Annotated in this window: 20 protein-coding genes and 6 pseudogenes; 15 read left to right on the top strand and 11 right to left on the bottom strand. The window is 67.9% G+C overall.

The genetic code is table 11. The features are described 5' to 3' along the window. Positions 1-224: 224 nt before the first annotated feature. Genes H0I39_RS18410 through H0I39_RS18400 form a run of 3 tightly spaced genes read right to left on the bottom strand, consistent with a single transcriptional unit; the run spans position 225 to position 3,895 of the window. Positions 225-1,016, bottom strand: a complete 792-nt coding sequence (locus H0I39_RS18410; protein ID WP_180551440.1) for an FAD binding domain-containing protein — start codon at positions 1,014-1,016, stop codon at positions 225-227. 13 nt (positions 1,017-1,029) lie between these two features. Beyond that, the gene (locus tag H0I39_RS18405) at positions 1,030-3,402 is read right to left on the bottom strand and encodes a xanthine dehydrogenase family protein molybdopterin-binding subunit (protein ID WP_180551439.1); all 2,373 of its coding nucleotides are present in this window, start codon (positions 3,400-3,402) and stop codon (positions 1,030-1,032) included. Positions 3,403-3,430: 28 nt separating this feature from the next. After that, on the bottom strand, positions 3,431-3,895 hold the full coding sequence (locus tag H0I39_RS18400; protein ID WP_180551438.1) for a (2Fe-2S)-binding protein: 465 nt from the start codon (positions 3,893-3,895) through the stop codon (positions 3,431-3,433). A gap of 185 nt (positions 3,896-4,080) precedes the next feature. Between H0I39_RS18400 and H0I39_RS18395 the strand changes: the two genes are divergently transcribed. The 3 genes from H0I39_RS18395 to H0I39_RS18385 all read left to right on the top strand — a co-directional run bounded on the left by H0I39_RS18395 (position 4,081) and on the right by H0I39_RS18385 (position 7,063). After that, positions 4,081-5,202: a helix-turn-helix domain-containing protein gene (locus H0I39_RS18395; RefSeq protein WP_180551437.1), complete on the top strand. Its 1,122-nt coding sequence runs from the start codon at positions 4,081-4,083 to the stop codon at positions 5,200-5,202. A gap of 159 nt (positions 5,203-5,361) precedes the next feature. Continuing rightward, positions 5,362-6,708 (top strand): amino-acid N-acetyltransferase, encoded by a 1,347-nt coding sequence (gene argA, locus H0I39_RS18390; RefSeq protein ID WP_180551436.1) that lies wholly within the window; start codon positions 5,362-5,364, stop codon positions 6,706-6,708. A gap of 109 nt (positions 6,709-6,817) precedes the next feature. Further along, positions 6,818-7,063 carry a GlsB/YeaQ/YmgE family stress response membrane protein gene (locus H0I39_RS18385; protein WP_180551435.1) on the top strand — a complete coding sequence of 82 codons (246 nt, stop codon included), beginning with the start codon at positions 6,818-6,820 and terminating at the stop codon, positions 7,061-7,063. Positions 7,064-7,125: 62 nt separating this feature from the next. Here the strand turns inward: H0I39_RS18385 and H0I39_RS18380 are convergent, their stop codons facing one another. The 3 genes from H0I39_RS18380 to H0I39_RS18370 form a co-directional block, all read right to left on the bottom strand. Further along, positions 7,126-7,650 (bottom strand): disulfide bond formation protein B, encoded by a 525-nt coding sequence (locus H0I39_RS18380; protein ID WP_180551434.1) that lies wholly within the window; start codon positions 7,648-7,650, stop codon positions 7,126-7,128. 556 nt (positions 7,651-8,206) lie between these two features. Then, complete coding sequence (locus tag H0I39_RS18375) at positions 8,207-8,752, bottom strand: NADPH-dependent FMN reductase (protein ID WP_180551433.1); 546 nt, start codon at positions 8,750-8,752, stop codon at positions 8,207-8,209. Positions 8,753-8,795: 43 nt separating this feature from the next. Continuing rightward, complete coding sequence (locus H0I39_RS18370) at positions 8,796-9,338, bottom strand: NADPH-dependent FMN reductase (RefSeq protein ID WP_180551880.1); 543 nt, start codon at positions 9,336-9,338, stop codon at positions 8,796-8,798. A 213-nt stretch (positions 9,339-9,551) separates the two neighbouring features. Between H0I39_RS18370 and H0I39_RS18365 the strand changes: the two genes are divergently transcribed. From H0I39_RS18365 to H0I39_RS18325, 10 genes and pseudogenes are all read left to right on the top strand, one after another. Next, entirely contained in the window at positions 9,552-10,304 is a 753-nt protein-coding gene (locus tag H0I39_RS18365) for an IclR family transcriptional regulator (RefSeq protein WP_308645937.1), read from the top strand. Positions 10,305-10,495: 191 nt separating this feature from the next. Continuing rightward, a pseudogene (locus tag H0I39_RS18360) lies at positions 10,496-11,460 on the top strand (MBL fold metallo-hydrolase). A 191-nt stretch (positions 11,461-11,651) separates the two neighbouring features. Continuing rightward, positions 11,652-13,321: pseudogene (locus tag H0I39_RS18355) on the top strand (FAD-dependent oxidoreductase). A 20-nt stretch (positions 13,322-13,341) separates the two neighbouring features. Then, on the top strand, positions 13,342-13,566 hold the full coding sequence (locus tag H0I39_RS18350; RefSeq protein WP_180551878.1) for a DUF2783 domain-containing protein: 225 nt from the start codon (positions 13,342-13,344) through the stop codon (positions 13,564-13,566). A 263-nt stretch (positions 13,567-13,829) separates the two neighbouring features. Continuing rightward, positions 13,830-14,347, top strand: a pseudogene (locus tag H0I39_RS18345) (DUF4142 domain-containing protein). A gap of 60 nt (positions 14,348-14,407) precedes the next feature. Then, positions 14,408-14,713, top strand: a complete 306-nt coding sequence (locus tag H0I39_RS18340) for a cupredoxin domain-containing protein (RefSeq protein ID WP_373368353.1) — start codon at positions 14,408-14,410, stop codon at positions 14,711-14,713. Positions 14,714-14,741: 28 nt separating this feature from the next. Further along, a pseudogene (locus tag H0I39_RS23520) lies at positions 14,742-14,969 on the top strand (Rieske 2Fe-2S domain-containing protein); the annotation flags it as partial. Between the two features lie 143 nt (positions 14,970-15,112). Continuing rightward, a complete protein-coding gene (locus H0I39_RS18335) occupies positions 15,113-16,303 on the top strand; it encodes an NAD(P)/FAD-dependent oxidoreductase (protein ID WP_308645891.1) in 1,191 nt (396 codons plus the stop codon). Between the two features lie 97 nt (positions 16,304-16,400). After that, positions 16,401-16,652 carry a carboxymuconolactone decarboxylase family protein gene (locus tag H0I39_RS24315; protein WP_373368319.1) on the top strand — a complete coding sequence of 84 codons (252 nt, stop codon included), beginning with the start codon at positions 16,401-16,403 and terminating at the stop codon, positions 16,650-16,652. Between the two features lie 20 nt (positions 16,653-16,672). Beyond that, positions 16,673-17,056: a DUF488 domain-containing protein gene (locus H0I39_RS18325; RefSeq protein WP_180551430.1), complete on the top strand. Its 384-nt coding sequence runs from the start codon at positions 16,673-16,675 to the stop codon at positions 17,054-17,056. 6 nt (positions 17,057-17,062) lie between these two features. Here the strand turns inward: H0I39_RS18325 and H0I39_RS18320 are convergent. From H0I39_RS18320 to H0I39_RS18300, 5 genes and pseudogenes are all read right to left on the bottom strand, one after another. Then, positions 17,063-17,771: pseudogene (locus tag H0I39_RS18320) on the bottom strand (Crp/Fnr family transcriptional regulator). Between the two features lie 227 nt (positions 17,772-17,998). Beyond that, entirely contained in the window at positions 17,999-18,373 is a 375-nt protein-coding gene (locus tag H0I39_RS18315; RefSeq protein ID WP_180551429.1) for a type II toxin-antitoxin system VapC family toxin, read from the bottom strand. Beyond that, positions 18,370-18,585, bottom strand: coding sequence for a type II toxin-antitoxin system VapB family antitoxin (locus tag H0I39_RS18310; RefSeq protein WP_180551428.1), 216 nt, complete (start codon positions 18,583-18,585; stop codon positions 18,370-18,372). Before H0I39_RS18310 ends, H0I39_RS18315 begins: the two co-directional genes overlap by 4 nt. A gap of 63 nt (positions 18,586-18,648) precedes the next feature. After that, positions 18,649-19,946, bottom strand: a pseudogene (locus H0I39_RS18305) (O-acetylhomoserine aminocarboxypropyltransferase/cysteine synthase family protein). Between the two features lie 168 nt (positions 19,947-20,114). Beyond that, positions 20,115-21,200: a DUF6817 domain-containing protein gene (locus tag H0I39_RS18300; RefSeq protein ID WP_180551427.1), complete on the bottom strand. Its 1,086-nt coding sequence runs from the start codon at positions 21,198-21,200 to the stop codon at positions 20,115-20,117. A 121-nt stretch (positions 21,201-21,321) separates the two neighbouring features. Here H0I39_RS18300 and H0I39_RS18295 point away from each other — a divergent pair, with 121 nt between their 5' ends. Further along, positions 21,322-21,594 (top strand): oxidative damage protection protein, encoded by a 273-nt coding sequence (locus H0I39_RS18295; RefSeq protein ID WP_180551426.1) that lies wholly within the window; start codon positions 21,322-21,324, stop codon positions 21,592-21,594. A gap of 99 nt (positions 21,595-21,693) precedes the next feature. Beyond that, complete coding sequence (locus tag H0I39_RS18290) at positions 21,694-22,017, top strand: ParB N-terminal domain-containing protein (protein ID WP_257645881.1); 324 nt, start codon at positions 21,694-21,696, stop codon at positions 22,015-22,017. Positions 22,018-22,049 lie beyond the last annotated feature (32 nt).

Below are 22,049 nucleotides of genomic sequence, written 5' to 3'. Positions count from 1 at the left end.
CAATCGGGAAAACGTGGCCGTGATCGGTGATGCGCCGCTGGCCCTCACCCTGCCCTCTCCCAGAGGGAGAGGGAGTTTCTTTGGGATGGCACGGGCTGTCGTGCCATTCAACGACATCCCAAGACAGCAGCCAGCAACCAAGAATTTCTTCTTTTTGCGTCCTCTGCGAATCCTTTGCGTCTTCTGCGTCCGGCTGTTGGGCTGTTCGGCCAGTTCGGTATCGATCAACCCAGCGCCTTCGCCACCGCCCGCTGCGCCATCACGCCGACCAGGTGCGCGCGGTATTCGGCGCTGCCGTGCAGGTCGCCATTCAGCTCGGACGGGTCAGTCTTGACGCCGGCAGCGGCCTCGGTGGTGAAGCTCTTGCCCAGCGCCTCTTCCATCGCCGTGTGGCGGAACACCCCGTTGCCGCCGCCGGTGACGGCCACGCGCACGCCATCCGCCGTCTGTGCCACGAACACGCCGATCAGCGCGAACAGCGACGCGGGCTGGCGGAACTTCATGTAGGCGGCACGCTGCGGCTTGGGAAAGCGCACGGCGATGATCAGCTCGCCCTCTTCCAGCGCGGTGGCGAACAGGCCCTGGAAGTAGTCGTCGGCCGCGATCTCGCGTTCGGTGGTGACGATGGTGGCACCCAGCGCCAGCGCCGCCGCCGGATAGTCGGCCGCCGGATCGTTGTTGGCCAGCGAGCCGCCGATGGTGCCCATGGCCCGCACCTGCTTGTCGCCGATGCCCTCGGCCAGCGCCGCCAGCGCGGGGATCATGGCTTTCACGTCGGCGTTGCCGGCGACGTCAGCATGGCGCGTCATGGCGCCGATAACGAGCGCGTCGCCCTCCTGGCGCACGCCGGCCAATTCCTTCACGCCGCCCAGGTCGACCAGTTGTTCGGGCGCAGCCAGGCGCAGCTTCATCGACGCCAGCAGCGTTTGCCCGCCGGCCAGCAGCTTGCCGCCGCCCTGGGCGAGCTTGACCGCATCGGCTTGCGTGGTGGGGCGTTCAAAGGTGAATGCGTACATGGTTCGTGTCTCCTCAAGCCTGGGCCGATTGAATCGCCTGCCACACGCGGTGCGGCGTGGCGGGCATGTCGAGCTCGGTCACGCCCAGGGGCTTGAGCGCATCGAGCACCGCGTTGATGACGGCCGGCGGCGAGCCGATGGCACCCGCCTCGCCGCAGCCCTTGCTGCCAATGGGGTTGTGCGTGCAGGGCGTGCAGACGTGGCCGAGCCTGAATTCGGGAAAGTCGGCCGCGCGCGGCATGGTGTAGTCCATGTAGCTGCCGGTCAGCAGCTGGCCGCTTTCGGGGTCGTACACGCCGTGCTCCAGCAGCGCCTGGCCGATGCCCTGCACCAGTCCGCCGTGCACCTGGCCTTCGACGATCATCGGGTTGATGATGACACCGAAGTCGTCCACCGCGGTGAAGCGGTCTACGCGCACCACGCCGGTGGCGGGGTCGACCTCGACCTCGCAGATGTAGGTGCCGGCCGGGTAGGTGAAGTTGGTCGGGTCGTAGAACGCGGTTTCGTTCAGGCCAGGCTCCAGCTTGTCGAGCGGGTAGTTGTGCGGCACGTAGGCCGTCAGCGCCACCTGGGCGAAGGGGATCTTCTTGTCGGTGCCCTTGACGCTGAACTCGCCACCACTGAACTCGATGTCGGCGTCGCTGGCTTCCATCAGGTGCGCGGCGATCTTCTTGGCCTTCGCCTCGATCTTGTCGATGGCCTTCATGATGGCGGTGCCACCGACCGAGAGCGAGCGGCTGCCGTAGGTGCCCATGCCGAAGGGCACGCGGCCGGTGTCGCCGTGCACGATGTCGACCTGGGATGGGTCGATGCCGAGACGCGCCGCCACCAGCTGGGCGAACGTCGTCTCGTGGCCTTGGCCGTGGCTGTGAGAACCGGTGAACACCGTCACGCTGCCGGTGGGGTGCACGCGCACCTCGCCGGCCTCGAACAGGCCGGCGCGCGCGCCTAAAGCGCCGGCGATGTTGCTAGGCGCCAGGCCGCAGGCCTCGATGTAGCTGCTGTAGCCGATGCCGCGCTTCAGGCCTTTCGCCTCACTGGCGGTGCGCCGCGCCTCGAAGCCCTTGACGTCGGCCAGCTCCTGCGCCTGATCCATGCACGCGTGGTAGTCGCCGATGTCGTACTGCAGCGCCACCGGCGTCTGGTACGGAAAGCTGGTGATGAAGTTGCGCTTGCGGATCTCGTCCTGCGACAGGCCCAGCTCCCATGCGCAGCGCGTGACCAGACGTTCGACCACGTAAGTCGCCTCGGGCCGGCCCGCGCCGCGGTAGGCATCGACCGGCGCCGTGCTGGTGAACCAGCCATCGACCTCGACGTAGATCTGCGGTGCCGTGTACTGCCCCGCCAGCAGCGTGCCGTACAGGATGGTGGGCACGCTGGAAGCGAAGGTGGACAGGTACGAACCCAGGTTGGCATCGGTGTGCACGCGCATGGCGAGGAACTTGCCGTCCTTGTCCATCGCCATTTCGGCGTGCGTGATGTGGTCGCGGCCGTGCGCGTCGCTCACGAACGATTCGCTGCGCTCGGCCGTCCACTTCACGGCGCAGTTGAGCTGCCGGGCGGCCCAAGTCACCGCCACGTCCTCGGCATACAGGAAAATCTTGGAGCCGAAGCCGCCGCCCACATCGGGCGCGATCACGCGCACTTTGTGCTCGGGCAGTTGCAGGACGAAGGCGGTGAGCAGCAGGCGCTCGACGTGCGGGTTCTGGTTGGCGACGTACAGCACGTACTCGTCGCTGGCCCGGTTGTAGCTGGCGTTGGCCGCGCGCGGCTCCATGGCGTTGGGGATCAGCCGGTTGTTGGTGATGTCGAGCTTGGTGACGTGCGCGGCCTTGGCGAAGGCCTCGTCCACCGCGGCCTTGTCGCCCAGCGTCCACTTGTAGCAGTGGTTGTCGGGCGCCTCGTCGTGCAGCGCGGGGCCGTTTCGGGCGGTGCGCATGTCGATCACGGCATCGAGCACGTCGTAGTCCACCTCCACCGCCTCGGCGGCGTCCTTGGCCTGCTGCAGCGTGTCGGCCACCACCATGGCCACGTGGTCGCCCACGTAGCGCACCTTGGTGTGCGCCAGGATGGGGTGCGGCGGCTCCTTCATCGGCGAGCCGTCGGGGTTGCTGATGAGCCAGCCGCAGGGCAACCCGCCCATCTTGCCTTCCATGTCCTTGCCGGTGAAGACCTTCACCACGCCGGGCATCTTCTCGGCGGCACCAACATCGACGCTCTTGAGAGCGGCATGCGCATGCGGCGAGCGCACGAACACCGCGTACTTCTGGTTGGCCTGGTGGATGTCGTCGGTGTACTGGCCGACGCCGGTCAGAAACCGCTCGTCCTCCTTGCGCTTCATGGATTCGCCGATGTGCGGCAGCTTGGCAAAGTCGTTGGCACCCATGTCTTGTCTCCTTGTTTTCTCGTCGGGGTCAGGCCAGCGCCTTTTGCGCCTGCTGCACCGCCTTGACAATGTTCTGGTAGCCAGTGCAGCGGCAGATGTTGCCCTCCAGCAGCTCGCGGATCTCGGCCTCGCTGGCCTGGGGATGGTGCTGGAGCAGATCGATGCTGCTCATCACCATGCCGGTGGTGCAGAAGCCGCATTGCAGGCCGTGACAGTCCTTCATTGCCGCCTGCACTGGGTGCATGCTGCCGTCGGCATTCGCCACGCCCTCGATGGTGGTCACCTCGGCGCCCGGCAGTTGCGCCGCCAGCACGTTGCACGACTTGATGGCGCGGCCGTTGGCGATCACCGTGCAGGCACCGCACTGCGCGGTATCGCAGCCGACGTGGGTGCCGGTCAGGCGCAGCGTGTCGCGCAGCAGCTGCACCAGCAGCGTGTTCTCGGGCACGTCGGCGCTGACCGGCTTGCCGTTGACGGTGAGTTCGACTTTCATCGGGACTGTCTCCTTCCAGGATGGTCTTGTAGGTGTGAGAATGCCTCTTCCATTCTTGGAACACTCCCGGGGACCGCGGCTAGGTGAAACCCTAGTTCTGGCCTGCCGGCGGCCGAAATTCTCAGATTGAGACGGGCGGTTTCGCAGGCGTCCGCACGCGATCCTATGCAACAGATTTCATAGCCATGAAGCCTCGCGACCGGCTCCAGCAGATCGAACAGACGCGCCGCGCGCTGCTCACCAGCGATGTGCCGCCGGACCAGCTGCTGCACGCTGCCTGGAACGACCGTGCGTGGCTGCTGCGCTCCTGGCAGCGCTGCCTGGCGCAGGGACAGCGGCCCGAGCAGCCGGTCAGCTTCGACGCGGTGCCCGCCGCCGCCCGCCAGCGGGCCGACGAAGCGCACCGCAGCCTGCTTGCCGCGGCACGCCCCGAGATGCAGCGCCTCGCGCGCGCCGTGGCCCCGATCCGCTACTTCGCCATCCTGACCGATGCCGCCGGCGCCGTGATCGACACCGCGGGCGCCATCGACCGCCGCGACCGCCGCGCCGAGGCCATTGCGCGCGTGGGCGTCGACCTCTCGGAGCGCAGCATCGGCACCAGCGCCATCGGTGCGGCGCTGGGCGAGCAGCAGCCGGTGTGGCTGCACCGAGGCGAGCATTTCTTCCGCGACACCAGCGTCTACAGCTGTGCCGGCGCGCCGCTGACGGGGCCGAAGGGCCAGTGCCTCGGCATGCTGGATCTGACCGGCATCGAGGCGCCCGAGCGTCCTGAATTGCAGCACCTGGTGGCCCGCTCGGCCCGCGCCATCGAGGACGCATTGCTGCACGCCACCCCGCACGCGCTGCGCCTGCACCTGGCGTGGGGTGAGGCGCTGCCCGGAGAAACCGCTCATGCCGTGCTCTGCCTGGACGCCGGGGGCGCCGTGCTGGGCGCCAACAGCGCCGCGCGCCAGATGCTGCCCGCCCTGGCGGGGCTGGCACACGGCGGGGTGCACGCCGGCGATCTGTTCGCCCTGCCCTGGCAACACCTGTTCGACCTGGCCGGGCGGGATGCACCGTCGCTTGTACCCCTGTGGTCGGGCCTGCGGATCGCCGTGCAGGCCGTGCGACCCGGCGCACCGGCAGCCAGTCCAGCACCTGCCACGCCGCGCCTGCCGCTCAAAGCGCTGGAAGAACGGCTCATCCAGCAGGCCGTGCGCGACGCCAGCGGCAATGTGGCCGAAGCCGCGCGCGCGCTGGGCCTGAGCCGGGCCACGCTGTACCGGCGCCTGGCGGCCACACGCGGCGCCTCCGTCGCGCGCCGCTGAGACTTCAAGCATTTTTGGCCTCCAGCGCCCGCCCAGCAAGCGGTGTTCGCTATCAATAGGGAAGCGATCGACAGCCATCGCCTCATGGAGCAAGGCACACCGCTCGCTACACTTCACGCTTTGCCGGCCACGGTGCCGCGCCAGCCCTGCCCTTTCCCCATGTCCACCGTTTTCAACTTCACCTTCGTCCCCTGGTTCCGCGCCGTGGCGCCCTATATCCACATGCACCGCGGCAAGACCTTCGTGGTCGGCGTGGTGGGTGAGGCGATTGCCGCCGGCAAGCTGGGCAACATCGCCACCGACCTGGCGCTGATCCAGAGCATGGGCGTGAAGATCGTGCTGGTGCACGGTTTTCGCCCGCAGGTGAACGAGCAGCTGCGCGCCAAGGGGCACGACGCCCGCTATTCGCACGGCCTGCGCATCACCGACGACGTGGCGCTGGACTGCGCGCAGGAGGCCGCCGGCCAGCTGCGCTACGAGATCGAGGCCGCCTTCAGCCAGGGGCTGCCCAACACGCCCATGGCCGGCTCCAAGGTGCGGGTGATTTCGGGCAACTTTCTCACCGCGCGGCCCATGGGCATCATCGACGGCGTGGATTTCAAGAGCACCGGCGTGGTGCGCAAGGTGGACGTGGCGGGCATCTCGCATTCGCTCGACACCGGCGCGCTGGTGCTGCTGTCGCCGGTCGGCTTTTCGCCCACGGGCGAGGCCTTCAACCTGTCGATGGAGGAAGTGGCCACCTCGGTGGCCATGGCGCTGCAGGCCGACAAGCTGATGTTCCTGACCGAGAAGCCCGGCGTGCGCATCCGCCCGCTGGAGCCCGAGGCCGAGGACAACCCTATCGACACCGAGATTCCGCTGGCCGAGGCGCGCGCGCTGATGGCGCGCCTGCCGATGCCCGAGCAGCCGATGGACGTGGGCTTCTACCTGCGCCACTGCGTGACGGCGTGCGAGCACGGCGTGGAGCGCAGCCACATCCTGCCCTATGCGGTGGATGGCGCGCTGCTGCTGGAGGTGTACGTGCACGACGGCATTGGCACCATGGTGGTTGACGAGAAGCTGGAGAGCCTGCGCGAGGCCACGCACGACGACGTGGGCGGCATCCTGCAGCTGATCGAGCCGTTCGAGAAGGACGGCACCCTGGTCAAGCGCAGCCGCACCGAGATCGAGCGCGACATCGGCGCCTACAGCATCGTCGAGCACGATGGCGTGATCTTTGCCTGCGCCGCGCTCTACCCCTACCCCGAGGCCAAAACTGGCGAGATGGCCGCCGTCACCGTGTCGCCGCAAAGCCAGGGCCAGGGCGACGGCGAGAAGATCCTGAAGCGCATCGAGCAGCGCGCCCGCGAGATGGGCCTGACCAGCATCTTCGTGCTGACCACGCGCACCATGCACTGGTTCATCAAGCGCGGCTTTCGCCAGGTCGACCCGGACTGGCTGCCCGAGGCGCGCAAGCGCAAGTACAACTGGGACCGCAAGAGCCAGGTGCTGGTGAAAAATCTGTAGCACGTAACACGGCGCTGCTGTCAGTCCGGCGGGCGCTTCTCCTACGGCACGGCCCAGGGCGCCGGCCTACAGTGAATGCATCGAAGGCATTTGCAAGGAGAAACAAGCCATGGAACTTGTCTGGTTCATTCTGGTGGGGCTGATCGCCGGCTGGCTGGCCGGCATGATCGTCAAGGGCGGCGGCTACGGCCTGGTGGGCGACATCGTCGTCGGCATTCTGGGCGCGCTGCTGGGCGGCTTTCTGTTCGGCTCGCTGGGCGGCGCCGTGGGCGGCGGGCTGCTGGGCAGCATCGTGGTGGCCACGCTGGGCGCCATCATCCTGATCGTGATCCTGCGGCTGATCAAGCGCGCCTGATCAGGCTTCCCGGAAATAAAAAAGCGGCCCGCGGGCCGCTTTTTCATGCGCGTGCCAGCGCGTCAGGCCGGCATCACGCCGCCGCGCCGTGCCGGCAGCTTCAGCAGCGTGACCAGGATGGTGACGATGAAGATGCTGAACCAGATGAACGACCAGTTGGCAATGGTGCCGCCGAGGAACGTCCAGTCCACCGCGCTGCAGTCGCCCGCGCCCTTGAAGATCATGGGGATGGCGCGCTGCAGCGGAAACGATTCGATCATGCCGAACAGGTCGCGCCCGCAGGTGGCGAACTCGGGCGGGTTCCACTGCAGCCAGCTCTGGCGCGCGGCGGTGAAGGCGCCGAAGGCCGCCATGGCCACGCCCAGAATGCCCCACAGGCGCCAGCCGGCCGGCCCCTTGGAGAAGGCGGCCAGCGCCGCGAACACGCCCACGACGATGAGCGCATAGCGCTGCACGATGCACATGGGGCAGGGCTCGAGCCCCACCACGTTCTGCAGGTACAGGATGCCGAAGGCCAGCATGCCGGCACAGATGAGGGCGATGGCGCCGAACACGCGGCGGGGATGGGCGAAAAGCGAATCAAGCATGGTGGTGCGGATTGTCTGTCATCGGGCCGGCAGCGCGGGGGCTGCGGCGGCGATTGGAGCGCGCCGGGTGTGCAAAGGTTCCCAGAACGACGGACGCGATGCGGCGGCAGATTGCTTCTGTTTTAGCAGCTATCGGCGCCGATACAGCCTGCGCTTCATGCCATTTTGACTTGATAAACAGGCCGCCGGCAAGGTGTACGGGGCACACGCGGACACTACATTATCAGGAGCTGCTTGCGCCTGATATAGAACAGTTTCATTTTCAAACACATCTGAAATCCTTGTGCAGCAAGCGCAGGCAGCTATTATTTTTCAAAGAAGTCCCGGATGGCGCATGGATCGCATCCCTGTGTGGGAGCGGGCTTGCCCGCGATCAGGCGCTGGCTGCGACGAAGCGCCTCATCGCGGGCAAGCACGCTCCTACAAGGCTGTCCGAGCCTGGTTGCGCATCAAGCAGCCCTGCTGATCCACACACCCCGCCCGCGCACCAAGAAAAACCCGCGCCAGGCGCGGGTTCGTCAGGCCAGCCGCGCCGCTGCCGGCGCCGGGCTGTGCATCAGGCCTGCTTCTTCACCCAGGCGGCGAAGGCGTCGACGTACTTCTGCACGAACTCCTTGCTGTCGGGCCCAATGGCGCCGTCCTGGACCAGACCTTCCTTCCACTGCAGGAACATCTCCGGCTGGCCCAGCGTGGGCATGTCGAGGTAGGCCAGCACGTTGCGCAGGTGCTGCTGCGCCAGCGAGGTGCCGATGGCGCCCACCGACACACCCACCACGCCCGCCGGCTTGCCAGCCCACACGCTCTGGCCCCAGGGGCGCGAGGCGTGGTCGATGGCGTTTTTCAGCACGCCGGGCACCGAGCGGTTGTACTCGGCGGTGACGAACAGCACCGCGTCGGCAGCCTTGATCTCGCCCCGCAGGCGCGTGACCTGCGGCGCCGGGTTGCCGTCGTCGTCCTGGTTGTACAGCGGCAGGTCGTCGATGCGGATGAACTGCGCCTTCAGCTCGGTCGGAAACTGCTTGACCAGCGCCTCGGCAAACTGCCTGTTGAACGATTCCTTGCGGATGCTGCCGACGACGACGGCAACTGTTTTCTGGCTCATGGAGATCTCCTGCAGGGTGATGGGCAAAGCCCGGATGCGGCTTTCAGTGCTTGAAACGGCGCACCCAGGCCACGAAAGTGTCGACGAAATTCTGCGCGAAATCCTTGCTGGCGGGGCCGACGTTGCCCTGCTCGTCCACCAGCCCGTCCTTCCACTGAAGGTACATCTCGGGCTGGTTCAGCGTCGGCATGTCGAGCACGGCCAGCACGTTGCGCAGGTGCTGCGCCGCCATGGCGCCCGACAGCGGGCCGTAGGACACGGTGACGATGGCCGCAGGCTTGCCCTTCCACTTGGCCTGGCCGTAGGGGCGCGAGGCCTGGTCGATGGCGTTCTTCAGCACGCCGGAATACGAGCGGTTGTACTCGGGCGTGACGAACAGCACGCCGTCGGCGGCCTCCACCTCGGCCTTCAGGCGCCGCACTTCGGGGGCGTTGTCGCCATCGTCGTCCTGGTCGTAGTGCGGCAGGTCGTCGATGCGCAAGAAGTTGAACTTCACGCCTTCGGGCGCCAGCTTGGCCAGCGCCTCGGCGAAGCGGCGGTTGTACGAATCCTTGCGAATGCTGCCGACGACGACGGCGATGTTCAGGGGCTGCTCATGGTGTTGTTGTTCCTGTTGGTAAATAGCAAACTGCTAATGATCCACCAAACTCAATAGTCTTGCACGCCGCGGGATTGGTTGAAATGGTGTACGGCGGCGCCGGCCCATAATGCCGCGCATGACGGAAAAGGATGTGACACGGGCCCGCCCGCAACCGGGCGAAGAAGCCCAGGACCACGCCGCCCCCGCCGCCAGCGCGGCATCCAGTCGATCGAGGTCGGCATGCGCGTGCTGCAGGCGCTGACCGAGCAGCGCCGCGCGCTGCCGCTGAAGGACTTGGCGCGCCTGGCCGACATGCCGCCGGCCAAGGCCCACCCGTATCTGGTCAGTTTCATGGCCACCGGCCTGGTCAAGCAGCACCCGCTGACCGGCCACTACGAACTGGGCCCCGCCGCGCTGCAGATGGGCCTGGCCGCGCTGCAGCAGCTCGACCCGCTGACCGAGGCCAGCCAGGAGGCCGCGCAGCTGGCCGCACGCTCGGATCTGAGCATCGCCCTGGCCGTGTGGGGCCAGCTGGGCCCCACCGTGGTGCGGCTGGACGAGCCGCGTTACCCGCTGCACGTGAACCTGCGCGTGGGCACCGTGATGTCGCTGTTCAACACCATCACCGGCCGCGTGTTCGCCGCCTACCTGCCCGAGAAGATGGTGCGCAGCATGCTGGAGGACGAGCACCGCCGCGTGGTCGGCGGCGCCTCGTCCAGCTTCGACGCGCCCGAGGTGCAGGCGCTGCTGCGCGACATCCGCGCCAGCGGCATGGGGCGCGGCATCTCGATGCCGCAGCCGGGCGTGAACACGCTGTGCGCCCCCGTGTTCGACGCCGCCGGCCACATCGTGCTGGTGATGACCATGATCGGGCCGCAGGGCATCTTCGACGCCGAGATCGACAGCCCCGCCGGCCAGCTGCTGCGCGAGCATGCCGGCAACGTGTCGCGGCGGCTGGGCCATCGCGCGTAGCCAGAAAACTATCATTTCAATAGCTTCCCGCGCCCAAGGGACGGGCGCTGGAGGCCGATTTGATACTGGATCGAGCGACGGCATCCAGCGCGCCCTACCTCGTCCTCAAAATTAAACATTGGCAAATAGATTGACGAATAACTAAATTCGTCCCTACAATCGGCCATCTCGAACAACGCTGGAGACTTGCCATGTCCGAAAAGAAATTCGCCTCCCAGGCCGACCTGGAAGAAAAGAAGATCAGCTGGGAAAAGCTCAGCGACAACGCCTACGCCTACACCGCCGAGGGCGACCCGAACACCGGCGTCATCATCGGCGACGACGGCTGCATGATCATCGACGCCACCGCCACGCCCGTGGCCGCGCAAGGTGTGATCCAGAAGATCCGCGAGATCACCGACAAGCCGATCAAGTACGTGGTGCTGACGCACTACCACGCCGTGCGCGTGCTGGCGCCAGCGGCTACAAGTCGGAAGGCCTCGAGCAGATCATCGCCAGCCAGGACACCTACGACCTGATCGTCGAGCGCGGCCAGCAGGACATGGACTCGGAAATCGGCCGCTTCCCGCGCCTGTTCCAGGCCGTCGAAAGCGTGCCGGGCCTGACCTGGCCGACGATGACCTTCACCGGCGAGATGACGCTGTGGCTGGGCAAGCTGGAGGTGAAGATCAAGCAGGTGGGCCGCGGCCACACCAAGGGCGACACCATCGTCTACCTGCCGAGCCAGAACACCTGTTTCTCGGGCGATCTGGTCGAGGCCGATGCGGCCTGCTACACCGGCGACGCCTACCTGGCCGACTGGCCGCAGACGCTGGACAACCTGGCCGCCATGAAGTTCGACAAGCTGGTGCCCGGCCGCGGGCCGGCGCTGCTGACGCCGGCCGAGGTGCAGAAGGGCCTGGCCTACACACGCGACTTCGTCAGCACGCTGTACCAGAGCGCGCAGGAAGCCGTGGCCCAGGGCATGGACCTGAACGCCACCATGAAGCACACGCGCAAGGCCATGGACCCGAAGTTCGGCCAGGTCTTCATCTACGAGCACTGCCTGCCCTTTGACGTGACCCGTGCGCACGACGAGGCCAGCGGCATCCGCGACCCGCGCATCTGGACCGCCGAGCGCGATCAGCAGATGTGGCACGAGTTGCAGAAAGCTTGATGCCCAGCCCGCCGTGCGGGCACCTCCTTGTGGGAGCGGGCTTGCCCGCGATAGGCTGACGCTGCACAACGGCTCATCGCGAGCAAGCCCGCTCCCACAGCAAGAAGCTCATTTATTGATAGCTGCCTGCGCTTATCCATCAAGCGCTGCAGCCTCTTTTGACTCAAACCGCCAACCCGAGGAGACAAGCGGTGCAAAAGACCTTCACCTACCCCAAGTTCGAGTTCGTCCAGCCGCCCGAGCTGACCGAAGGCAAGACCGGCCATTACCCCGTGGTCGTGGTGGGCGCCGGCCCGGTGGGCCTGTCGGCCGCCATCGACCTGGCGCAGCAGGGCCAGGATGTGCTGCTGCTCGACAACGACGACACCGTGTCGATCGGCTCGCGCGGCGTGTGCTACGCCAAGCGCGCGCTGGAAGTGCTCGATCGCATGGGCTGCGGCGACAAGTTCGTGCAGAAGGGTGTGAGCTGGGACGTGGGCCGCACCTTCCTGCGCGAGGGCGAGGTGTTCAACTTCAACCTGCGGCCCGAGGCGGATCATCACCGCCCCGGCATGATCAACCTGCAGCAGTACTACCTCGAGGAATACCTGATCGAGCGCGCCCGCCAGCTGTCGGACAAGCTGCAGATGCGCTTCAAGAGCAACGTCATCTCCGTCGTGCCGGGCGAAGACCAGGTGACGGTGCGCGTCGAGACGCCGGACGGGCCCTACTCGCTCACCACCGACTGGCTGGTGGTCGCCGACGGCGCGCGCAGTCCCATTCGCACCATGCTCGGGCTCGACATCGAGGGCAAGATCTTCATGGACCGCTTCCTCATCGCCGACGTGGTGATGAAGGCCGACTTCCCGGCCGAGCGCTGGTTCTGGTTCGACCCGCCCTTCCACCCCAACCAGAGCGTGCTGCTGCACAAGCAGGCCGACAACGTGTGGCGCATCGACTTCCAGCTCGGCTGGGACGCCGACCCGGTGGAAGAGCGCAAGCCCGAGAAGGTGATCCCGCGCATCCAGGCCATGCTCGGCGACGAGCGCGAGTTCGAGCTGGAATGGGTCAGCATCTACACCTTCCAGTGCCGGCGCATGAACAGGTTCAACCATGGCCGCGTGCTGTTCGTGGGCGATGCGGCGCACCAGGTCTCGCCCTTCGGCGCGCGTGGCGCCAACAGCGGCATCCAGGACACCGACAACCTGGCCTGGAAGCTCAAGCTGGTGATGGACGGCCAGGCCCCCGCCACCCTGCTCGACACCTACACCGAAGAACGTGGCTGGGCGGCCGACGAGAACATCATGAACTCGACCCGCTCGACCGACTTCATCACGCCCAAGAGCGCCACCAGCAAGACCTTCCGCAACGCGGTGCTGGAGCTGGCGGCCAACTACCCTTTCGCCCGCGCGCTGGTCAACTCCGGCCGCCTGTCGGTGCCCAGCTGGCTGGCGACGTCGAGCCTGAACACGCCGGATGCGGACGCCTTCAAGGGCAACATGATCCCCGGCGCGCCCATGGCCGACGCGCCGGTGCAGGCCGCCGGCGGCGACGGCTGGCTGCTGCACCAGATGGGCAACCGCTTCCAGGCGCTGCACTATGTCGAGGACGCGGACGCACTGGACGCGGGTGCCGCGCAAGCGCTGAGTGAGCTGCAAGCGGGCGGCATCCCGGTCGAGCCCATCGTGGTCGCCCGAAAGGGCCAGGCGCCCGCCGGCCTGAAGACCCTGATCGACACCAAGGGCTGCGTGGCCCAGCGCTACGACCTGCAGCCGGGCACCACCTACCTTTGCCGGCCAGATCAGCACGTGGCCGGCCGCTGGCGTGCGCTGGATGCTGCAAAATCAAAGCAGCCGTGGCCCGCGCAACGGGCAACGCCTGAAGACCGACCGGAGACCCGCCATGCCCCTGAACACCCAGCCCAACTTCAGCGAAGCCGGCCAGCGCTACTTCCAGGCCTACTCGCCCGGCGACGATTTCTACGAGGCCTTGATCGACACCCACCGCGACCTGAGCGACGAGCAGAGCGCCATGGTCAACGCCCGCCTGATCCTGCTGCTGGCCAACCACATCGGCGACATCGGCGTGCTGCGCGAGGCCATGCGGATCGCCCGCGACGGCGTGTAAGCCGCTTCATCCCGGCGCGTCAGGCGCCAGTCGCAGCCAGATCGCCAGGCCACTTCGGCCCTGCGCCCACGCTACCAGCGACCGCCACGGCGGTCGCTTTTTCGTTGCTGATCGGCTTTTTGCACTGTGTGCGCTGGCGCACAGACAGCCGCCGGCACGCGGCGCATGCTGGGCTTGTATCGAACGGTCGGCGCCCATCGCGGCAGCCTGTCGGACTGCCTCCTCGCACAACCGGTATCGGTCCAACGCTGAAGGAGCGCATCATGAACAGACCCTCGATTCTCTTCTCGGCCGTGCTGCTGGCCGCCGGCACCTCGGTCGCCATGGCCCAGGGCCCGAGCGATGCCCAGATCGCCGCCATCGTCGTCACCGCCAACCAGGTCGACATCGACGTCGGCAAGTTTGCGCAGACCAAGGCCCACGCCGCCGACGTCAAGGCCTTTGCCAGGCAGATGGTGACCGACCACACGGGCGTCAACAAGCAGGCCGCAGAACTGGCGAACCGGCTCAAGCTCACGCCCGAGGACAACCCGACGGCGCAAAGCCTCCAGCAGGGGGCGTCGATGCGCTCAAGACGCTCGAGCCGCTGAAAGGCGCCGCGTTCGACAAGGCCTACATCGCACGCGAGGTCGACTACCACACGCAGGTCATCGATGCGATCGACAAGACCCTGATTCCGAGCGCACAGAACGCCAAGCTGAAGGCGCTGCTGGTCAACTCCCGGCCGGCCTTCGTCGGCCACCTGGAGCACGCGAAACAGATCCAGGCCAAGCTGAAATGACGCGCAGGCAGGCATCGACATGGCCGCAGCCCCCACGCCCCGTGCACGCGCCGCCACGCGCTGCTGATCGCGGCCGGCATGGCGGTGGCATCCGTCGCGCGGGCGCGGGCGCGCCTGCCGGTGCGGCACACCGTCGTCATGGCGGCAACGGCCTATGCGCCGCTGACCCTGACCGTGCGGCGCGGCGACAGCGTGGAGTGGATCAACAAGGACCCGTTTCCGCACACCGTCACCTGCGCTGGCGTGTTCGATTCGCAGAGCATCGCCGAAGGCGCGCGCTGGACTTATCGTGCCGACAGGCGCGGCCGCTTTGCCTACACCTGCACCTTCCACCCCAACATGAACGGCACCCTGGTGGTGACCTGAGGGCCGCCACCGCCACCGGAGAACGACCATGGCCAGCGACGACACTTTTCTCACCGGCCCCGACCTCGCCCAGGGCGTGGCCTCGTCGGCGCTCGCTGACGGTGCGATGCTGCTCGGCCACGCGCATGGCGAGTCGCTGATCCTGGTGCGCCAGGGCGGCCAGCTGTTCGCCGTCGGCGCCGTCTGCACGCACTGGAACGGGCCGCTGGCCGACGGCCTGCTGGTCGGCGACACGGTGCGCTGCCCCTGGCACCACGCGGCCTTCAGCCTGCGCACCGGCGAGGCGGTGCGCGCGCCGGCGCTCAAGCCCATCACCTGCCGCCAGGTCGAGGAAATCGACGGCCGCGTCTGCGTGCGCCAGAGCACCCCACCCTGCCGCGCAAGGCCGCGCCGCCCGAGGTGTTGCAACCCATCGTCATCGTGGGCGGCGGCGCCGCAGGCCAGGCGGCGGCCGAGGCATTGCGCCGCGCGGGCCACGAGGGCAGCATCACCCTGTTCAGCGCCGACCCGGACCTGCCCTGCGACCGGCCCAACCTGTCGAAGTACTACCTGGACGGCAGTGCATCCGATGACTGGGTGCCGCTGCGTCCGGCGTCGTTCTATGAAGACCAGCGCATCGACCTGCGGCTCGGCATGCGCGTGGCCGCCATCGACACCGCGCGGCGCGAGGTGCAACTGGAGGACGGCAGCCGGCATGGCTTCGACGCCCTGCTGCTGGCCACCGGCGCCGAGCCGGTGCGACTGCCGCTGCCCGGTGCCGACCTGCCGCACATGCGCTACCTGCGCAGCTGGGCCGATGCCCGCGCGCTGGCGGCCGCGGCCGGCACAGCCAGGCAAGCCGTCGTCATCAGCGCCAGCTTCATCGGGCTGGAGGTGGCGGCCTCGCTGCGCAAGCGCGGCCTGCGCGTGCACGTGGTGGGGCGCGAGACGGCCTTGATGGAGCGCGTGCTGGGCACCGACGTCGGTGCCTTCCTGCGCCGCCTGCACGAGCAGCACGGCGTGGTCTTTCACCTCGGCGTCACGCCCGAAACCATCGACGCGCGCGGCGTCTTGCTGTCGAACGGCGAGACGCTCGCCGCCGACCTGGTCGTGATCGGCGTCGGCGTGCGTCCGGCGCTGGCGCTGGCCGAACAGGCGGGCCTGGCGCTGGATCGCGGCGTGACGGTCGACGAGTACCTGCAGACCAGCGTGCCCGGCATCTACGCCGCGGGCGACATCGCGCGCTGGCCCGACCCGCACAGCAGCGCGCCGATCCGCGTCGCGCACTGGGTGGTGGCGCAGCGCCTGGGCCAGGTGGCGGCGCACAACATGCTGGGGCAGCGCGAGCGCTTCCAGATGCTGCCGTTCTTCTGGACCGAGCAGTTCGACTTCGGCCTGGCCTACGTGGGCCATGCCGAAGGCTTCGACCAGGTGGTAATCGACGGCGACATCGACGCACGCGACTGCCGCATCTCCTACCGGCGCGCCGGGCAGGAGCTGGCAGCTGCCTTCGTCCACCGCGATCTCGAAGGCCTGCGCACCGAACGCGCGTTCGAGAACGCACTGGCCGCCGCCGCCCCGGCCCCGACGACCACGAGGAGCACCGCATGAACACCGACATGTACCCCCGGCCTCGCGCGAACTCAACGCGCGGCGCGAGCAACTGACGCCTGATGCCACCAAGGCCTTCCAGGCCTTCGGCAAGGCCGTGTTCGCCGACGGCGCCCTGCCCGCCAAGACCAAGGAACTGATCGCCGTGGCGGTCGCCCATGTCACACAGTGCCCCTACTGCATCCGCGGCCACACTGCCAGCGCGCTGCGCAAGGGCGCCACCGAGCAGGAGCTGATGGAGGCCATCTGGGTCGCCGCCGAGATGCGTGCCGGCGCCGCCTATGCGCACTCCAACCTGGCGCTGGACGCCATGTCGCAGCACGCCGCGCGCCACCCGGCGGCGGGTTGAGGCCAGCGAAGGCGCCAGTGATGAGCCGCATCGCCGCATCCCGCGTGCGCTTGAAGCGCGCCTACGCGCCGCCCGCCGCCAGCGACGGCATGCGCGTGCTGATCGACCGGCTGTGGCCGCGCGGCGTGCGCAAGGACGCGGCGGCGCTGGACCTCTGGCTCAAGGACATCGGCCCCAGCACCGAACTCCGCAAGTGGTTCGGGCACGAGCCGTCGCGCTGGGCCGAGTTCCGCCGCCGCTACGCCGACGAGATCGCGCAGAAGCCGCAGCTGCTGGCGCAGCTGCGCGACATCGCGCGCCAGGGCGTGCTGACGATGGTCTATTCAGCCCACGACGAGCAGCACAACGATGCCCTGGTGCTGCAGGAACTGATCCTGCACCCACCCACCGCCACCGGGCCTTGACCGCCCTCAGCGCCGCAGCGGCAGCGTGCGCGACAGTAGCCGGTCGTACTCGCGCCTGACCACGCCGTAGCATTCGCAGGCGCGCCGCTCCAGCGCCGGGCGGTCGAACACCGTGATGCGGCCACGCCGGTACTCGATCAGGCCCTCGCGGCTCAGCCGGCCGGCCGCCTCGGTCACCCCTCGCGGCGCACGCCCAGCATGTTGGCGATGAGTTCCTGCGTCATCACCAGTTCGTTGCCGGGCAGGCGATCCAGGCTCAGCAGCAGCCAGCGGCACAGCTGCTGCACCACGGCGTGGTGCCGGTTGCACACCGCGGTCTGCGACATCTGCGTCATCAGCGCCTGTGTGAAGCGCAGCAGCAGCTGCATGACCGCCGGCTGGCGTTCGAACTCCGTCATCAGGAAATCCGCGCGCACCCGCAGCCCCGGCCCGCGCTCTGTACCACCGCGCGGCTCAGCGTGCTGCCGCCGCCCATGAACAGCGGCATGCCGACCAGCCCTTCATGGCCGATCACCGCAATCTCGGTGGAACCACCGTCCTCCAGCAGATAGACCAGGCAGACGATGGCCGTGAGCGGAAACACCGCGTGCGAGATGCGCGCGCCCGATTCGCGCAGCACGGCGCCCAGCGGCAGGTCGACGTCCTCCAGCTCGGGCCACCAGCGCGCGAACACCTCGTCCGGCAGCAGCGCCAGCAGCCGGTTCTTGCAGGCCAGTTCGCGGGCAACCACCACCACGCTCCTATGGGATCGACGTCCCGAAGCAGCTTACCCCCATCCCATGGCGGGGCCAGCTTTTACCGGCTGCGCTGGTGGGGTCTTGGCCGTCAGGCCATCTTCACCGCCGTGCCCGTCACCGAGACCAGCATCATCCCGTTGGTCTCGCCCAGCACCTCGTAGTAGAAGTCGTGGTTTCCTTGGCGGGCATGGCGCGGGCGCTGGCGTCAATGGGATTCTGGCGCCCAAGCAACGCCCAGATCGGTCGCCGCAGCGTGCAGGCGCTTGTCGCGCGTCCACAGCCGGGCATCGGCGGCCAGCAGCGTGGCGGCCAGCAGATGCACGTCGATCCAGCCCAGGCCACGGCCGGCAAGCTGGTGCTGCTCGACCGCGTGCAGCACTTCGTCGTGCTCGGCCTGCGGCGCCGGCGGCAAGGCAGCCAGCAGGTCGAGCACGTCACGGCGGTTCTTCAGATGGCCAAGCGCGATTTCGCCGATGACGAAAGGGTGTATCGCGATGGCGCCCTGCTCCAGCGCCCGCGCCAGATCGGCATCGCCCTGGCGCAGGTGATCGACCCAGACCGAGGTGTCGGCCAGGATCATGGGCGCCTGGTCTTGGGTGCGGGTTCGCCCTGGCGGCGTGGCGCCGCCGCCAGCCGCGGCTCGCTGCCGCCCAGCCGCGCCAGGCGGCGCGCGCTTTCGCGCTCGATCAGGGCACGCAACGCTTCGGCCAGCAGCGCCGAGCGGTCCTGCACGCCGCTCAGCGCGCCGGCGCGCCCGAGCAAGGCTTCATCCAGGGTAACGGTGGTACGCATTGAAACGATTCCTGCATCAATATCGACATCATTTTATGCGATTCTTGATGCCAAGAGCCGGCGTCACACCTTCGCCAGCGCCTGATCCAGGTCGGCCAGCAGGTCGTCGATGTGCTCGATGCCGACGCACAGGCGCACGGTTTCCTCTTTCACGCCGGTCTTGGCTAGCTCTTCGGGCGAGAGCTGGCGGTGCGTGGTGCTGGCCGGGTGCGTGGCCAGCGACTTGGTGTCGCCGATGTTGACCAGGCGCGTGAACAGCTGCAGCGCGTCGAGAAAGCGCGCGCCGGCGGCGCGGGCATCGTCGCCGGGGGCGGATTTGACGCCGAAGGTGAACAGGCCCGAAGCGCGCCCGCCCATGTAGTGCTGCGCCAGCGCGTGGTCTTCGTGATCGGGCAGGCCGGCGTAGCTGACCCAGGCCACCTTGGCGTGCTGCTGCAGATGCTGCGCCACCTTCATCGTGTTCTCGCAGATGCGGTCCATGCGCAGCGCCAGGGTTTCGATGCCCTGCAGGATCTGGAAGGCGTTGAAGGGCGACAGCGCCGCGCCGGTGTTGCGCAGCGGCACGACGCGGGCGCGCCCGATGAAGGCCGCCGGGCCCAGGGCCTCGGTGTAGACCACGCCGTGGTAGCTCACGTCGGGTTCGTTCAGGCGCTTGAAGCGCGCCTTGTGCTCGGCCCAGGAAACCTGCCGCTGTCGACGATGGCGCCGCCCAGCGAGGTGCCGTGGCCGCCCATGTACTTGGTGAGGGACTGGATCACGATGTCGGCGCCGTGCTCGATGGGGCGCATCAGGTAGGGGCTGGCGACGGTGTTGTCGACGATCAGCGGCACGCCGTGCCGGTGCGCGATGGCGGCCACGCTGGCGATGTCGGTGATGTTGCCGGCCGGGTTGCCGATGCTCTCGACGAACACGGCCTTGGTGCGTTCGTCGATCAGCTTGTCGAAGCTCTGCGGGTCGCGGTGGTCGGCAAAGCGCGTGGTGATGCCGAGCTGCGGCAGCGTGTGGGCGAACAGGTTGTAGGTGCCGCCGTACAGCGCGGTGCTGCTGACGATGTTGTCGCCCGCCTCGGCGATGGTCTGGATGGCGTACATGATGGCCGCCTGCCCCGAGGCAACGGCCAGCGCACCAATGCCGCCCTCCAGCGCCGCCACGCGCTTTTCCAGCACGTCGTTGGTGGGGTTCATGATGCGGGTGTAAATGTTGCCCGGCACCTTGAGGTCGAACAGGTCGGCGCCGTGCTGCGCGCTGTCGAAGGCATAGGCCACGGTCTGGTAGATCGGCACGGCGACCGACTTGTTGGTCGGGTCGGGCGAATAGCCGGCGTGGACGGACTGGGTTTCAAACTTCCATTGCTGCGACATGGGGTTCTCCTGAAAGGTCGATAACTATAAAAAATAGCTGCCAGCGCTTGCTGGATAAGCGCTGGAGGCCAAAAACACTTGAAAACCTGAAATCCAGGCGGTATCGCCGCAGTCTAGCCGCCGATCACGTGGTGCCACGCACCGCGCTCAGACGATTTCGTCATGCGCTTATGCAGCGTCCGGTCGCAGCGCCACGTTGTTGAGCTTGTCCAGCCGCTCGGGCCAGTCGCGGGTGATGGCGCCCTGGCGCAGGATGCGCGCCCAGGCGATCCAGGCGTCCCACTGCACGCGCTTGTCCCAGGCGTTGCCCCAGCTGCTGTAGCACTGCAGCGCGCCCTCGGCGGCGGCGCGCGCATCGTCGTGGCGGCCGGCGATCAGGTACAGCTGCGCCAGCAGCATCTGCGGCTCGCCCACCCACGGGTTCAGGCGCACGGCCTGCTCCAGCGTGGCGATGCTGGCCTGCGGCTGCACCAGCGGTTGCTGCTGCTGCACCACCGACCAGTACAGCGCCGAGGCGGCGGCCTCGTCGGCTTCGGGCAGCACGCGGGTGCAGTGGTCGAACACCGGCGGCATGGGCAGCCGCCCCTGCAGCGCCGGGTGCCGCAGTGCCGCGCCCAGGCGGCTGATCAGCGCATAAATGCGGCTGGGCGTGCGCATCGGCCCCGGCCACAGCGCGGCGGCCCAGTGCACGGCTTGCGGCGTCTGGTGCAGGAAGGGAAAGCCGGCGTAAATGTCTTCCTGCCAGGCAAACCATTGCTCGCAGAAGTCGGCCATGCTGACCACGGTGAAGGCGGCCACCACATCGGGCGGCAGCGTGCGGTCATCCAGCACCACGCTGCCGTCGGGCTCGATCTGCCCAGCCTGCACCTTCTGCGTGAACTGCGTGCGCGAGGCGGTGCAGAACAGGTGCACCAGCTCCTCCGCCGGCTCGCCCACGGCCTCGCGCAGGCGGGCGCGCTCGCTGGCGGCGTCGAACTTCACCAGATCGACATAGGCGTTGCCGTACACGCTGTGCAGCAGGCCCAGCAGGCGCACGTCGCGCGGCTGCCGCCACAGCGCCAGGCTGCGTGCCACGCCCACCAGGTGGTGGCGGAAGGTGCCGGCCTTGTGCCAGTCCTGCCCCACGCCGCGCGCCAGCACGATGGGCAGCACGGGTGCCAGGTCGGGGTCGGCCGACAGCCATTCGTCGTCCAGCAGCGCTTGTGCGCGGGCGAACAGGTCGGCATCGAGGGTGGGCAGCGGCAGGTCGGTCATGGCGATCATCCGGAAGGGGCGCGAAAGCAGCGGCCAGTGTAGTCAGCATGCGGATCAGGGCTTGGGCAAACTTGCTAAAGTCCCGTGACCCCCAAGACACACGAACAACGCAAGGATTTACATGGCACGCATGGTCAACTGCATCAAGCTCGGCAAGGAAGCCGAGGGCCTGGACTTTCCGCCCTACCCCGGCGAGCTGGGCAAGCGCATCTGGGAAAGCGTCAGCAAGGAAGCCTGGCAGCAATGGCTGGGCCACCAGACCATGCTGGTGAACGAGAACCGCCTGAACCTGGCCGACCAGCGGGCGCGCGAATACCTCAAGCGCCAGATGGAGAACCACTTCTTCGGCGCCGGCGCCGACCAGGCCGCGGGCTACGTGCCGCCCAGCGCCTGAGCCGTTGCAGCCCACGGCCGACGCTCCGAAGCCGAACTGGCGCGCCTGCGCCGCCAGTACCACTTTCGCCCCGGCCCCGACGGCCTGCGCGCCTGGGACGTGCACCGGCTGATCCGCCTGGCGCGCCACCTGCCGGTAACCCAGGTGCCGCTGACCGACATCCGCGAACTGGACGAGCCCTACTGGTTCAGCCACGAGGGCGACGCGCCCACGCCGCGCGCCATCGCCCTTCACGTGCAGTTGATGGACGCCTGCGACCTGCGCTGGCCCATCATCCTGAGCGCCGACGGCGGCGTGATGGACGGCATGCACCGCGTGGCCCAGGCGCTGCGGCTGGGACACACGCACATCAGCGCACAGCGCTTTGCGACCGACCCGGCGCCCGACTACGTCGGCATGGGGCCGCAGGAACTGCCTTATTGATCAAATTGGCCTCCAGCGCCCGTCTGACAAGC

The sequence above is a fragment of the Ottowia beijingensis genome, from assembly GCF_013423955.1.
Classification (GTDB): domain Bacteria; phylum Pseudomonadota; class Gammaproteobacteria; order Burkholderiales; family Burkholderiaceae_C; genus Ottowia; species Ottowia beijingensis.
Note: the sequence above shows the minus strand (reverse complement) of the source record. Positions and strands in the feature narration are given on the sequence as shown.